Source organism: Marinobacter sp. LQ44, from assembly GCF_001447155.2.
GTDB lineage: Bacteria > Pseudomonadota > Gammaproteobacteria > Pseudomonadales > Oleiphilaceae > Marinobacter.
The window spans coordinates 988184-1000523 of record NZ_CP014754.1 but is presented as its reverse complement, the minus strand read 5'-3'; the positions used below and the strand labels follow the sequence as shown (position 1 = coordinate 1000523).

Sequence of the window (12340 nt, the reverse complement as noted above, 5' to 3'; positions counted from 1 at the left end):
TGATGCTCTAGGGATTATTCAGCGAGGCGAAGTAATGGAAAACCATACCAAAGGTTTCACTCTGATTGAGTTAATGATCGTTGTTGCAATAATCGGCATTTTGGCAGCGGTAGCCATCCCGGCGTATCAGGGATACCTCGTAAAAAGTCAAATCGGGCGGGCGGTTAGCGAACTTGGCGCCTATCGCTCTGGATTTGAGGCCAACACCACAGGTACTTCTGGTCTCAATAACCAATCTCTTGGTTATAGCCCCTCAAACCTCACCACAGGTAATGTTGCCACCGAGATCGGCACCTTGAACTCTGACGGATCTGGTCACCTGCAAGTGACCATGGGGGGCAATGCTCACCCCAACTTGGCAGGCGTCATACTGCGATATGAGCGCGCTGTGGCAGGGGAATGGCGTTGTGTCATCGATAAATCAGCCGCCGCCCAATGGCGGGCCAGCTACACACCAGCAAATTGCACCGTGCTCTGAAGTTGTGGGCAGGCCCCATTATGATCATGGGTAACTGCCTCCCCCTGCACTGGCTACTATAGCTCCGCCCTGGGGTAACTGTAGCGCAGAGTTCCATCGGGAAATCGCTGCTCAATCAGTTGGATGCTCTGCCCCGGCTGAAGACCGGGCCCGCTGATCATTACCCGTGTCTCTGAACCATCAGCAAGCTGGACTCTCGCGGTTCTAAGAGATGTCGAGGTTCCGGTCCTCAGGCTCTCGCCTTCACCCTGATTGATTTCAATAATAGTCCCCTGCACTCGCTGAACGACAGGTTCACCCTGGGGGAACAGGAAGCGGGCGGTGAACACAGCAATCAGAAGAATGATGCAAAGGAATACAAGGCGGTTGCGTATGTAGGCTCTGGCGCGGTTGGACTTCCCCCAATAAAATGGACACGCCCCATCAGTTAATTCCCTCGAACTCTATCGGAGTCCGGTAGCCAAGGCCACTGTGTAGCCGGTGACTGTTATAAAAGCCCTCAATATAGTCTTTTATATGTTTCCGTAACTGCCGCATCGTCACAAAGCTGGTCGCATGCAGCAATTCTCCCTTCAAGGTTTTGAAGAAGGATTCAACCTCAGCGTTGTCTGTGCATTGTCCCGGTCGATTCATGCTGTGGCGCACGCTGTTCTGGTTCAGAAACGCCTGTGTTTTCTGAGCCCGGTATTCCGTGCCTCGATCGGTGTGGAACAACAGACCTGCTTCCGGTCGCCTCGCTGCAAATGCCTCTCTCAGGGCGCCTTTGGCCAGTGCCGCATTCAGGCTTTCATCCGATCGCCAGCTGATAATCCTGCGCGAGAACAGATCCAGAACCACCGCCAGGAACACGTATTTTCGACCTAGCTTGATGTAGGTAACGTCACTGCTCCATTGCTGATTCACCGCCACGGGCTTCTCGACGCTCAGGCGGTGATTAGGAAGAGCTTTGAGTTCGTCACGGCGCTTGCTCATTCGGCGATACACTCGCATCACTCGCGCTTTCATGCCCCATTTCTGCATCAGGCGCGCCACACGATTCTCGCCAACCTGTTCGCCTTCCCGGCGCAGGGCCTGATAGACCCTGGGGCTGCCATAGCGCCCTTTGCTGCTGTCGTATACACGGCGGATCTTCAACAGCAGTTCGGCGTTCTCAGTGGCTCTCAGGCCAGGCTTCCGGTTTGCCCAGGCATAGTAACCAGACCGCGACACCTTCAAGTGCCGACACAGCGCTTTTACGTTGTGTTCCCGTCGGTGTTTCCAGACGAACCGGAACGCTTCCGTCGTTCCTCGGCCTGAAAACGTTGAAACTTTTTTAGGATGTCGTTTTCCTCCTGAAGCTCCGACACTCGGCGTTTCAGGCGGGCAATCTCATCCTGTTCCTGTATTTTCTTTTTGGCGTCGGCTGGCGCTTTCTTGACCCGTTTCATGGCGAACTTTCCTTCACGGTATTCCTTTCGCCAGCGTGACAGCATGAAGGGGTGAATATCCAGCGCTTCGGCAACGCTTTTGACGCTGCGGTGGGCCTGGTGACTCCACTCCACCGCTTTGACCTTGAACTCAGTGGTGTACTGCTGGGTTTTCTTCCCCGTGATCATTTCCGGCATCGGTTTGCTCCTCCTGCGGAGTTATCGATGCGTGTCCACTGAATTGGGGGAAGTCCAGGTCGCGTTTCATGGTGTTGTTTGTGTGCTCTTTTTGATGTCCGGCTCAATAATCATTAAACATATCACTGAAATCAGGCCGTTAGTAGGCGAACCAAATAGTCGTCGTTCCAACTTGAACGGCGACAAAGTTTTTCACCAGCTACAATCTGAATGAGATGCTGTTCTGCAGGCAGCTTCTCATGCCCTCACACCTGGAGACTTCATGCTCGAAGACCTGACTGTCCGTATCGTGACGATGTTGTTCTACCTGATAAGCCTGCTGGGTGTGGCTGTTGTTGTCTGGGGTGTTGCGGAGGCTGTCATTCGTTTCCTCACACTGCTGACTGGCCACAGAGGCGCTCACGCGAAGCTGGTGAGAAAAACTGCTCGTATTCGTGAGCGCCTGGGTGCTCATCTTCTGTTGGCGCTGGATATTTTTATCGGCGCAGACATCATCAAAAGCGTTATAGCGCCCGCTTGGGAGCATATTGCCATGCTCGGTGCTGTTGTGCTGATCAGGGTGGTGCTGAGCTACTTTCTGGAGCGTGAAATGGAACGAACTCACCAGTCGGCACAATCTGGCCGTTTATCCGATCACAACGGCGAGGGTGAGTGAATTCGGGGTCAGACCCCAAGACATTTCACCCTGCCAAATGTTCTGGGGTCTGACCCCCATGTTGTTATTCGTAGGTGCAGAAATAGGCGGTATCTACGTCAGCCTTCACCTTGAAGCTGGTGTTGGCCGCTACTTCAAAGGCATCGCCGGCCCCGTAGCGGGTCCAGCTATCGCTACCCGGAAGCTGAACGGTTAATGCGCCGCTCACAACGGTCATCACTTCTTTTTTACTGGTCCCGAACTCGTACTCACCGGAACTGATCACACCTACGGTTGCAGGCAGAGACTCACCTTGGAAGGCAATGGATTTTACCTTGCCGCCGAAGTATTCGTTTACGTTTAACATGGTCATTACCCCTTATTTATCCAAACTGCCGATTGAGCCAGGCGTTGATATCACCAGATTCATACATCCATTGCTTCTCACCCTGGTCATCAGTGATTAGCAGGCAGGGCACTTTTACGGTGCCGCCGCCATTCAACAGATCCTCACGATGCGCCGGGTCGTGTTGTGCATTACGCAGCTCGATATTCAGCCCCAGCCGAGCCATCTCTTTACGAACTTTGATGCAAAACGGGCAGGCCCGGAACTGGTAGAGCGCCAGGTTTTCAGTGGCCTTATCAATCTCTGCTTGCTGCTCAGGCGAACGGCTGATGGCCTTCGGTGTACTGAGTTTCTCTGAAAGCAACATAAATGGCGTGAGAACCAGCCGCAGCAGGCGGAAAAAAGCTCGAATAATCATTCGCATAAGAAAACCTAAACTAGTTGCAGATGAACGGATGTACTGGAAACAGGGCGGCAAGGATACCACGGCTGATAATTTGGGGTCAGACCCCAAGACATTTCACCCCATCAAATGTTCTGGGGTCTGACCCCAAATCGTGGTGGCCAGCCGCGCGCCTAGAAGCGGTACCCAATCCAAGCAAGCCATAGTGGGCCCAGGCAAAGGTGTAGACGGTGTCGTTATCTGCTCCGCCTTCCAGAGTTCGGTAGCCGAGCCGGCCTTCCAGCTGCGGCGACAGTTGATAGGTTACGGCCACGGCGGCATCAATCGCCCGGCCCTGGGGCGCGCCAAGGCCCTCCACGTCAAACTCTAGAGCCCAGCGTTGAGCAAAAGCCCGTCGGGCCTGAAAAGACAGCAGTGGGACTACGCCAAGGTCTGGGTCATCGGCGCTTGTGGTGCCCTGGCTGAGTCGAACATTGGCATCGCGGACCAGCAGCGTGGCCCCGGCGCTTAGTTTCCAGTCGCCATGCTCTGGCCAGTGATAGCGCCAGCCGAGCCGGTAGGTGTTGAATTTATAAACGCCTTTTACGCTGCCTCCTGCTTCAAACGTTTCCCCAGCAAAGCGCACATCGCTGGGCAGCGTGCCATGGCCATAAGTGCGTAATGGGGCATAAAGAAGACTGACGGAATGCTTGTCAGATAGCTGGTAGGCCAAATGCACCCGGAAATACGGGTCGGCTCCCTGTCCGGTCAGTTTCAGGAGGTCAAAGCGATCTCCTGAGCTGTCGTTCGGTATCTGCACATCGTTGCGGGAAAGCCAGACGGGCCCGGTTTCGACCGTTAGCGTCCAGTCACGTGTTTCATCAGCTGCGGCCGGTGTCGAGAGACCAGCGCTTGCGGCCATGGAGAGGGCAAGAAGAAAGAGGCGTACCATAACGAACAGCTCCCGTTTAAATTTGGGGTCAGACCCCAAGACATTTGGTGACCTGAAATGTTCCGGGGTCTGACCCCAACTTCACGGGAAATCCCGAAGTTCTTCATGGTAGATTTTTATAAATCTGGGGACCAGGACGTCGTGAAAACGTTTGTCCGAAGCTGCATGGATGAACGGGCCGCGCGAATCATGGGAGAATGATGGGGGCTTAATATTCCGTTGCCGGTCAGGATCAAGCCGGGTGATACTTCCGCCAGGCCGAGTCATGCTGATACACTCTGCGTCGCTGCATAAGGAGCGCATGCGGTCAGAATAGAGTTTGTATAAGGGCAGGATTGCCCGTCAAGGAACCCCGGGATTATTCGGGTATCAAGGAAGAAGCAAGGAGCAAAGCCATGAGCGGCAAGAAAGTTGTGCTGTTGGGGGATCTAGGTACCGACCACGAGGGTTTCCCGCCCACCCCGGTAATCAATAGTTCCCCGGATGTATTCATCGACGGCAAGCCCGTCGCTCGGGTAGGTGACCAACTTGCCCCGCACTCCAAACCCAAGCATTCCCCTCATCCGCGTACTATTGCTTCCGGTTCAAGCACGGTTTTCATTAACGGGTTACCCGTTGCTACAAACGGTGGTGCGATTTCCTGTGGTGGAGTCACCATTGGCAGCAGTAGCGTGGTGGTAGGCGATACCCATGCGCCATTGCCATTCTCTGGTGTTTCGGGGGCAAATTCTCACTCTGCGCCTTTGAGCTCAGAATCCAGTACAGCAGAAACACGCTCAAACGGCACACAGGCCTCTTCCGGCGCGCAGCTGCGCAATAGCACGTCCAGCCACGATGGTGGAGGGGCTGGCTCAGCCGCAACCCCTTCTCAGGCCAGCAAGGATATTGATGAGTCTGGCAAAACCCTTCGCCTGGGGCTGTTTTTTGATGGCACTGGCAACCATCGAGGCCATGACCAGATCCTGGCGAACCGCGATGTGACGAATGTGGCGAAGTTGTATGACCTTTACAGGGAGACGACTAATATCCGGAGGGTCTATGTTCGTGGGCCGGGTACCATTGATGGCAAGCACACTCCGGATGGATTTGAGTCCCAGGACGACCTGATGGGTTTGGGATTGGGCATCGGGCCGGAAGGGGGGCATGACAGAATAGGCTATGCACTTGAACGAATGCGAAGAGATATATTTTCCGGGGATTACGACGAAGTAGTCTTCGATGTATTCGGCTTCAGCCGTGGCGCGGCCCTGGCCCGGCATTTTGTCAATCTGATCAATGAACAACCTGAAACGGTCCTGCTGCCCCAGTTTAAGGGCGCCTCTTTGTTTGCGCCGATGCTGGGGGTCAAATCGGTATCGGCTTTCCCTCCTGGTGTGAAGGCCCGGGTAAATTTCGTCGGCCTGTTTGACACTGTGGGTAGTTTTTACCTGCCCGGAGACAACGCCAACATCGACTTTAACCTGAATCTTTCGCCCAGCAGTGCCGAACGGGTGGTGCACCTTACGGCCCATCATGAGATCCGCAAGAATTTCCCACTCAGTAGTATTCTCGATGCAGATGGCAATGGGCCATCCCACTTTAAGGAAATAGCCGTACCGGGTGCCCATTCCGATGTGGGCGGCGGTTATGAAAATCCAGACAAGGGCTTCGAGAATATTGAGAAGATCGTTCTGGGCATCCACTCGGGTCTTGCGGACGGCGGCCATACTCAACGCACAGCCATTCCGCAACTTGAGGCGAAGTACGCGCGCCCAGGCCGGGCTGTGGTGGCGGTGCCGCAGCCAAATGGAGATATCCACGTGCAGGAGCGTAGGCATACCCGTAAGGAGTTGGCTATCTATAACCTGCATCGGATGTACGAATTCGCGTTGCAGAGCGACGTGCCACTCAGGCAGATGAATACCAACAACAAGGACTTCCAAATCCCTCAAGACTTGCAGGCCGCTCTGAGCAGTTGGCATACAAGTGGGGGATTACTTGATGCGTCAAGAGATTACCTGGGTGGATATATCCACACCTCTGACAGCATCTACCGGCTTGGTCTGGAGCCGGACCCCTCTGGTAATCGAACAGTGTTTTTCAACCGGCCAACTAAGGCCATAACCCCGCTCAGCAAAGGAGTTGCTCATGCGCAATAACATTACGGCAAGGGTAGCCTTTTCATTTCTATTGCTGGTCTTGGTAACAGCTTGCTCCTCGGAACCTCGGGAATATGACTTTGCCGTGTCTGTGGCGGGAGGCCCCGAAGGGTGGCCTGTGTGGGTTGACGAAGTAATAGTTGATCAATCTTGGAGGGTACCGGCTGGGGGAATTGAACATGGTTTCGATCAACTCCCTCCAATGGGTGGTGTGGCCATATTGGGCCCCAAGCCTGCCCCCAGCACCGTGCATGCCCGTTGGTTCTCCTACCGCACCCAGACATTCTATGAAGTTACCCTATCGCTGCCGGAGGATCTTGATGACCAGTTGCGTAAGTGGTTTCGGGACTACCCACGTGACGAGTATATCCATACCTTGATTATCGGATTTTCCGGTAAGGGCGAGGCGCTGGCTTGGTGGGAGGCTTTCTGTAATGCCTGCAACTATGATCGCAGTCACGATTTCAACACCCCGCTGATCGAAGACGTCCAGGCCGAAGTGGTTGAAGGGGATCCGAGCGGCTATCGATTGCAAACTCAGGAGTTGATTGATGAGGGAAGTATGCCGTCGCCGTGGTAGCCATTCCATGGACAAGGAGACAGGAGAGGTGCATGTGTAAGGGCCCGGCTGTTGGAGCAATCTTCATCATCCTGCTACCGATCTTTGCTTCGGCCTGTTCCTCCGAGCCCCGCGAGTACGACTTTGCCGTTTCTGTTGCGGGTGGGCCGCAGGGATGGCCAGTTTGGGTAGAAGATATTTCCTTCGATGAAATATGGAGCGCTCGTGGCGGGTCACTGCGTGGTGGTTATGACCATATCCCCCCGGGAGGGGGCGTCGTGGGGATAAGTCCTAAACCTGCCCCTAGAACCGTGCAGGCCCGCTGGTTTTCTTTCCGAACCCAAACGTTCTATGAAGTCACTTTCTCGCTACCCGATGACCTCGATGGCAATTTACGCCAGTGGTATCGGGACTACCCGCTTGAGGACTATAGTCATACTCTGATTGTTGGGTTTTCGGGTAAGGGAGAAGCGCTTGCCTGGTGGGAGGCGTTCTGTAACACCTGCAATTACGACCGCAGCCACGACTTTCACATACCTCTGGCAGAAAACGTTGTCGCCGAAGTTGTTGAGGGTAATCCTGCGTGGTACGAGGACATAACCTATCAGCATGTCAGAGAAGGTTCGATTCCATTACCGCCTGGTATGGCTGATTCATCGGCCAAGTAGCAATGTTGAAAATTAAGATACTTCATGGCCGAGCGAACCAGTCAGTTAACGTGTGCCGGCGCGCTCATTCTGACGCTCTATCTCGCGTACCCGTCAGAATAGCATGGGGTCAGACCCCAAGACATTTCACCCCATCAAATGTTCTGGGGTCTGACCCCAACCTGGATTACCAGAACCAGCGCAGGGGTGCCGGGGCCTTTACGGTGTTGGGCGCTTGCCGGACTACCTGGGCGATCTCGGCGGAGCCATGGTCTTCTGCGCATTGGTACAAAGAGCGAATATGCTCCGGGCTGCGTTTGTCTTCCGGGTCTCGGTGGTTGTCGATGCAATGTTCGAAGTATCTCTGCATCTGCGCCTGTCGCTGTTCGTCGTCGCCGGCCCAGGTTTGCAGGTTTTCGAGGCGGGCGACGTCCACGGCGATGCCGTAGCGGTGCAGTTGCACCATCAGCACCATGGCCAGGATGAAGGCGAGGAATACTCCGAGGGAAAGGGTTCCGATCACGTATTTACGAATCATTGGTTTGCCTTGAAGGGGGATGCAACGTTGGCGATGGTGCCCCGGTTCAGCTCATAAACCGCCATGTTTACCGCAGACGCCAGATTCAGGGATTCGATCTTCGCCGCTCCGGGAATGGTGAAACGCTGGGCGGCCAGTTCATTCAAAGCTTCCTGCGGCACACCTCGGGCTTCGTTGCCGAACAGGTAACAGTCGTGGTCTGCGAAAGCCGGCGTGGCGATGGCTTCGCCGCCAATGTCCAGGCAGGCGATGCGGGGATAGCGCCGGGCGAGGGAATCCAATGACACCTCGGTTTCGATCGGCACGTGAAAAATCGCGCCCATGCTGGCGCGGACCACTTTCGGGTTGAACGGATCTACGCTGCCAGGGCTGAGCAGGCAGCGCATGCCCCCGAACCAGGCCAGGGTGCGCAAGATGGTGCCCAGGTTGCCGGGGTCCTGGACTTCGTGCAGGTAAACGGCTTTTTCGCCGGGGGCGGTGCTTTCCGTTGACGCCGGCGGCATTGGTACCACCGCCAGGATACCTTGAGGCGTTTTGGTGTCGGCCAGTAGGGCCATCTGCCGGTCGCTGATCAGGTGTTTCGGCCAGGGGCTGCGCCAGTGTTCGTAGGCGCTGGTGACATAGAGCTGCGCTTGCCCCCAGGTAGATGGTGCCTGTCCACAAGCCTTCTCCAGCTCCAACACCAGATGCTCACCCTCCACCAGAAAATGTCCGAAGGCCTGGCGGTATTTCTTCTGGTGCAGTTTCTTGATGTCGTCCAGCTTCACGATGGATTGCTCCCGGCGGTGTCCAGCTCAGCCATCATGGCTTTGGCCACCGCTTCGGCCACTTTGATGCCATCCACCCCGGCAGACAAGATACCGCCAGCGTAACCTGCGCCTTCTCCGGCCGGGTACAAGCCGCGGGTGTTCAGGCTTTGCAGGGTGTCTCGGTCGCGGGTGATGCGCACGGGGGAGGAGGTGCGGGTTTCAATGCCGGTCAACACCGCATCGGCCCGGTCGAAACCGCGAATCTGCCGGCCGAAGGCGGGCAGGGCTTCACGAATGGCGTCAATGGCATAGGCGGGCAGGGAAGGCGCCAAGTCGCCTAATCGAATACCGGGTTTGTAGGACGGAACCACCTCGCCGAGTTTTTCAGACGGCTTACCCGCGATGAAATCCCCCACCAGTTGCCCAGGTGCGCAGTAATCGCTGCCGCCCAGTTTGTAGGCGTTGGCTTCCAGTTGCTCCTGCAGTTCAACGCCGGCCAGCGGGCCACCCGGGAAGTCTTTGTTTGGGTCAATGTTCACCACAATACCGGAGTTGGCGTTACGTTCGTTCCGGGAATACTGGCTCATGCCGTTGGTAACCACTCGCCCCGGTTCCGAAGTGGCCGCTACCACGGTGCCGCCGGGACACATGCAGAAGCTGTACACCGCACGACCGTTGCTGGCGTGGTACACCAGCTTGTAATCCGCTGCGCCCAGTGCCGGGTGGCCGGCGTATTTGCCCAGCCGGGCCTGGTCGATGAGGCCTTGCGGATGCTCAATCCGAAACCCGATGGCGAACGGCTTGGCTTCCAGAAATACGCCGCGTTGGTGCAGCATGCGGAACGTCTCACGGGCGCTGTGGCCGAGGGCCATCACCACGTGCCGGCTCATCAGCTGCTCGCCACTGGCCAGTTCCACTCCTTTTACCTGGCCATTGTCCACCAGCAGGTCGGTGACTTTCTGTTCGAAGCGAATCTCGCCACCCAGGCGAATGATCTCTTCACGCATTTTGGACACCACGCCGGTCAGCCGGAAGGTGCCGATATGGGGCTTGCTCACGTACAGGATTTCTTCCGGCGCGCCGGCTTTCACGAACTCCGCCATCACTTTGCGGCCGTAAAACTTGGGATCTTTGATCTGGCTGTACAGTTTGCCATCAGAGAACAGCCCGGCACCGCCCTCACCAAACTGCACATTGGATTCCGGCGACAGCTGCTTTTTACGCCAAAGTGCCCAGGTGTCTTTGGTGCGCCGGCGTACATCTTTGCCCCGCTCCAACACAATCGGCTTGAAACCCATCTGCGCCAGCAACAAAGCCGCAAACAAACCGCAGGGGCCAAGCCCGACCACAACCGGCCGCTGTTCCAAACCAGCAGGCGCCTGGGCTACCGGGTAATAGGCGGTATCCGGCGCCGGGCGAACGTGGGTGTCGTCGGCGAAACGGGCCAGCACGGCAGCCTCGTCTTTTACTTCGAGATCAATGATGTAAACAAACTTGATTTCGGTGTTCTTCTTGCGGGCGTCGTAGCTGCGTTTGAAGACGGTGAACTCCAGCAGCTCATCGTTCTTCAGTTTCAGGCGATGCAGCAGCGCCGCTTTCAGGGCAGCCTCGGGGTGGTCAAGGGGTAAAGCCAGTTCGGTAACGCGAATCATGGTGTGTCCAGGCCGCCCGGCGACTGCCCGGCGGATTAGGGTTGGAATGAAAGTCAGAATGGCCGCCATTGTACTTTGGAGATGGGTACTTGTCAGGCGCCGGTGCTTTTGCGGCAACGCCGGTGGCAGCGTACAATGCCCTTTTTCCGCATTAACGCAGATAGCAAACCATGGCCCGTTCCAAAAGCAGTAACCGCTGGCTCGAAGAGCACGTTAACGACCCCTTTGTGAAACAAGCGCAACAGGACGGTTACCGTTCCCGTGCCAGTTACAAACTGCTGGAAATCAACGAAAAAGACCGGCTAATCCAGCCTACCAATCTGGTGGTGGACCTGGGCTCCGCGCCCGGCGGCTGGTCCCAGGTGGCGGCCAAACTGGTTGGCCACAAAGGCCGGGTCGTGGCCTCCGACATCCTGCATATGGACCCCATCGCCGGCGTTGAATTCATCCAGGGTGACTTCACCGAGCAGGAAGTTTTTGACCAGATTATGGCGATTCTGGATGGCGCCAGGGCCGATGTGGTCATCTCAGACATGGCCCCCAACATCAGCGGCGTCAACGCCGCCGACCAGGCTGCCTCCATGTACCTGGTGGAACTGGCTCTGGACATGGCCTGCCAGATCCTCAAGCCCAAAGGCAGCTTCGTCGCCAAAGTCTTCCATGGTGAGGGTTACGACGACTACGTTAAAGCCATGCGCGATGTCTTCACCAAGGTCGTCGTCAGAAAACCCGACTCCTCAAGAGCCCGCTCGCGGGAGGTTTATTTGGTGGGTAAGGGGTTTAAGGGGGCTGTTTAGGGTCTGTCCCCAAACTCCCATTTAATTGATCTTTCGCAAGATCACACCGCAGCCCCGTCGTTATCCTTTGCCCATCAAAATTCATCTGGGCAATACGAATGCAAAACCGCTCAATTCAATTCCTGCTTTTTATCGCTTTACTGGCACTCACACCCTTGGCCGGCGCCTCCTCCGTCTACAGCGCCTTGGCCCAACTGGAAGACATTGTCGCCGACGATGAGCGCCGGCAAGCCAGCTACGATGCCGGCGAAGAACGCATCCGCTTCTGTGGCTATTGCCATGGCCGCGACGGCAACAGTAAACGCGACTACATTCCCAACCTGGCAGGCCAGCACCCTTTGTATCTGTTTGAGCAGTTCGAGAAATTCGGCAGCGGTGCCCGTGAGGATTACGTAATGTCTCAGCTGGCGAAAACGCTCACCGTCGAAGAGCGCATCAATATCGCCGTGTTTTACAGCGAACAGAAAGCCCAGCCCCGCCAAGGCGCCGATCCCAGGCTTGCCGAAAAGGGAGGGCAGTTCTACGATCAGCGCTGCGCCGCCTGCCACGGCAAAACCGCCGAAGGCTTCCGCGACATGCCTCGCCTGGCCAGCCAGCCTGCGGAATACGTCACTCTGGCGCTGAAACGCTTCCAGGGCATGGACCCAACAAAGCATACGTCCCCAATGATTGGTATTTCCGCTGTGTTATCTGAAACAGATATCCAGGCCCTTGCCGCCTATCTGCAAGGCCTTTAAAGGGTCTGTCCCCGAACCGGGACTGACCCACTTTTACCGCGGCCCGTCTCCCAGGGGGCAGTCCCCGAACGGGGACTGACCCATTTTGGAACCCATTGGCTCTGGCTTAGTGCAACAGACGGGCAAA

At 56.2% G+C, this 12340-nt stretch carries 14 protein-coding genes; 7 read left to right on the top strand and 7 right to left on the bottom strand.

Annotation, left to right across the window (positions count from 1 at the left end; translation table 11 throughout):
• Positions 1–34 precede the first annotated feature (34 nt).
• Positions 35–478, top strand: a complete 444-nt coding sequence (locus ASQ50_RS21725) for a pilin (protein ID WP_058089985.1) — start codon at positions 35–37, stop codon at positions 476–478.
• Between the two features lie 423 nt (positions 479–901).
• Here the strand turns inward: ASQ50_RS21725 and ASQ50_RS04675 are convergent.
• Positions 902–2082, bottom strand: a protein-coding gene (locus tag ASQ50_RS04675) for an IS3 family transposase (protein WP_156509976.1) whose coding sequence is annotated in 2 segments (ribosomal slippage) — positions 902–1783 and positions 1786–2082 — 1179 coding nt in all. Because the reading frame shifts where the segments join, the coding sequence is not laid out codon by codon here.
• A 262-nt stretch (positions 2083–2344) separates the two neighbouring features.
• Between ASQ50_RS04675 and ASQ50_RS04665 the strand changes: the two genes are divergently transcribed.
• Entirely contained in the window at positions 2345–2737 is a 393-nt protein-coding gene (locus ASQ50_RS04665; protein ID WP_058089906.1) for a DUF1622 domain-containing protein, read from the top strand.
• Positions 2738–2801: 64 nt separating this feature from the next.
• On the opposite strand, the gene ASQ50_RS04660 is transcribed toward ASQ50_RS04665, so the two are convergent.
• The 3 genes from ASQ50_RS04660 to ASQ50_RS04650 all read right to left on the bottom strand — a co-directional run bounded on the left by ASQ50_RS04660 (position 2802) and on the right by ASQ50_RS04650 (position 4396).
• Positions 2802–3083, bottom strand: coding sequence for a pyrimidine/purine nucleoside phosphorylase (locus ASQ50_RS04660; RefSeq protein ID WP_058089907.1), 282 nt, complete (start codon positions 3081–3083; stop codon positions 2802–2804).
• A gap of 16 nt (positions 3084–3099) precedes the next feature.
• On the bottom strand, positions 3100–3480 hold the full coding sequence (locus ASQ50_RS04655; RefSeq protein WP_227513262.1) for a glutaredoxin family protein: 381 nt from the start codon (positions 3478–3480) through the stop codon (positions 3100–3102).
• Between the two features lie 85 nt (positions 3481–3565).
• Positions 3566–4396 (bottom strand): hypothetical protein, encoded by an 831-nt coding sequence (locus ASQ50_RS04650; protein ID WP_058089909.1) that lies wholly within the window; start codon positions 4394–4396, stop codon positions 3566–3568.
• Between the two features lie 395 nt (positions 4397–4791).
• On the opposite strand from ASQ50_RS04650, the gene ASQ50_RS20380 reads away from it, so the two are divergent.
• The 3 genes from ASQ50_RS20380 to ASQ50_RS04635 are packed head-to-tail and all read left to right on the top strand — an operon-like array spanning position 4792 to position 7761.
• Positions 4792–6534, top strand: a complete 1743-nt coding sequence (locus ASQ50_RS20380; RefSeq protein WP_156509975.1) for a type VI secretion system PAAR protein — start codon at positions 4792–4794, stop codon at positions 6532–6534.
• On the top strand, positions 6524–7114 hold the full coding sequence (locus tag ASQ50_RS04640; RefSeq protein ID WP_058089910.1) for a DUF2931 family protein: 591 nt from the start codon (positions 6524–6526) through the stop codon (positions 7112–7114). Before ASQ50_RS20380 ends, ASQ50_RS04640 begins: the two co-directional genes overlap by 11 nt.
• A 32-nt stretch (positions 7115–7146) precedes the next feature.
• The gene (locus ASQ50_RS04635; RefSeq protein WP_058089911.1) at positions 7147–7761 is read left to right on the top strand and encodes a DUF2931 family protein; all 615 of its coding nucleotides are present in this window, start codon (positions 7147–7149) and stop codon (positions 7759–7761) included.
• A 166-nt stretch (positions 7762–7927) separates the two neighbouring features.
• Here the strand turns inward: ASQ50_RS04635 and ASQ50_RS04630 are convergent, their stop codons facing one another.
• From ASQ50_RS04630 to ASQ50_RS04620, 3 genes are read right to left on the bottom strand one after another with little or no spacing between them, the layout of a single operon-like run.
• The gene (locus ASQ50_RS04630) at positions 7928–8278 is read right to left on the bottom strand and encodes a hypothetical protein (protein ID WP_058089912.1); all 351 of its coding nucleotides are present in this window, start codon (positions 8276–8278) and stop codon (positions 7928–7930) included.
• Positions 8275–9045 carry a TrmH family RNA methyltransferase gene (locus tag ASQ50_RS04625; RefSeq protein ID WP_058089913.1) on the bottom strand — a complete coding sequence of 257 codons (771 nt, stop codon included), beginning with the start codon at positions 9043–9045 and terminating at the stop codon, positions 8275–8277. The genes ASQ50_RS04630 and ASQ50_RS04625 overlap by 4 nt, the downstream gene beginning before the upstream one ends.
• A complete protein-coding gene (locus tag ASQ50_RS04620) occupies positions 9042–10679 on the bottom strand; it encodes an NAD(P)/FAD-dependent oxidoreductase (RefSeq protein ID WP_058089987.1) in 1638 nt (545 codons plus the stop codon). Before ASQ50_RS04620 ends, ASQ50_RS04625 begins: the two co-directional genes overlap by 4 nt.
• Before the next feature lie 170 nt (positions 10680–10849).
• On the opposite strand from ASQ50_RS04620, the gene rlmE reads away from it, so the two are divergent.
• Both rlmE and ASQ50_RS04610 read left to right on the top strand, forming a co-directional pair.
• Positions 10850–11476 (top strand): 23S rRNA (uridine(2552)-2'-O)-methyltransferase RlmE, encoded by a 627-nt coding sequence (gene rlmE, locus ASQ50_RS04615; RefSeq protein WP_058089914.1) that lies wholly within the window; start codon positions 10850–10852, stop codon positions 11474–11476.
• 98 nt (positions 11477–11574) lie between these two features.
• Entirely contained in the window at positions 11575–12213 is a 639-nt protein-coding gene (locus ASQ50_RS04610) for a c-type cytochrome (RefSeq protein ID WP_058089915.1), read from the top strand.
• The last annotated feature ends 127 nt before the right edge of the window (positions 12214–12340 follow it).

Bases quoted from the DNA above. Each gene is read 5' to 3' on its own strand.
- ASQ50_RS21725 (WP_058089985.1), top strand. From the start codon at position 35: ATGGAAAACCATACCAAAGGTTTCACTCTGATTGAGTTAATGATCGTT.
- ASQ50_RS04665 (WP_058089906.1), top strand. From the start codon at position 2,345: ATGCTCGAAGACCTGACTGTCCGTATCGTGACGATGTTGTTCTACCTG.
- ASQ50_RS04660 (WP_058089907.1), bottom strand. From the start codon at position 3,083: ATGTTAAACGTAAACGAATACTTCGGCGGCAAGGTAAAATCCATTGCC.
- ASQ50_RS04655 (WP_227513262.1), bottom strand. From the start codon at position 3,480: ATGATTATTCGAGCTTTTTTCCGCCTGCTGCGGCTGGTTCTCACGCCA.
- ASQ50_RS04650 (WP_058089909.1), bottom strand. From the start codon at position 4,396: ATGGTACGCCTCTTTCTTCTTGCCCTCTCCATGGCCGCAAGCGCTGGT.
- ASQ50_RS20380 (WP_156509975.1), top strand. From the start codon at position 4,792: ATGAGCGGCAAGAAAGTTGTGCTGTTGGGGGATCTAGGTACCGACCAC.
- ASQ50_RS04640 (WP_058089910.1), top strand. From the start codon at position 6,524: ATGCGCAATAACATTACGGCAAGGGTAGCCTTTTCATTTCTATTGCTG.
- ASQ50_RS04635 (WP_058089911.1), top strand. From the start codon at position 7,147: ATGTGTAAGGGCCCGGCTGTTGGAGCAATCTTCATCATCCTGCTACCG.
- ASQ50_RS04630 (WP_058089912.1), bottom strand. From the start codon at position 8,278: ATGATTCGTAAATACGTGATCGGAACCCTTTCCCTCGGAGTATTCCTC.
- ASQ50_RS04620 (WP_058089987.1), bottom strand. From the start codon at position 10,679: ATGATTCGCGTTACCGAACTGGCTTTACCCCTTGACCACCCCGAGGCT.
- rlmE (WP_058089914.1), top strand. From the start codon at position 10,850: ATGGCCCGTTCCAAAAGCAGTAACCGCTGGCTCGAAGAGCACGTTAAC.
- ASQ50_RS04610 (WP_058089915.1), top strand. From the start codon at position 11,575: ATGCAAAACCGCTCAATTCAATTCCTGCTTTTTATCGCTTTACTGGCA.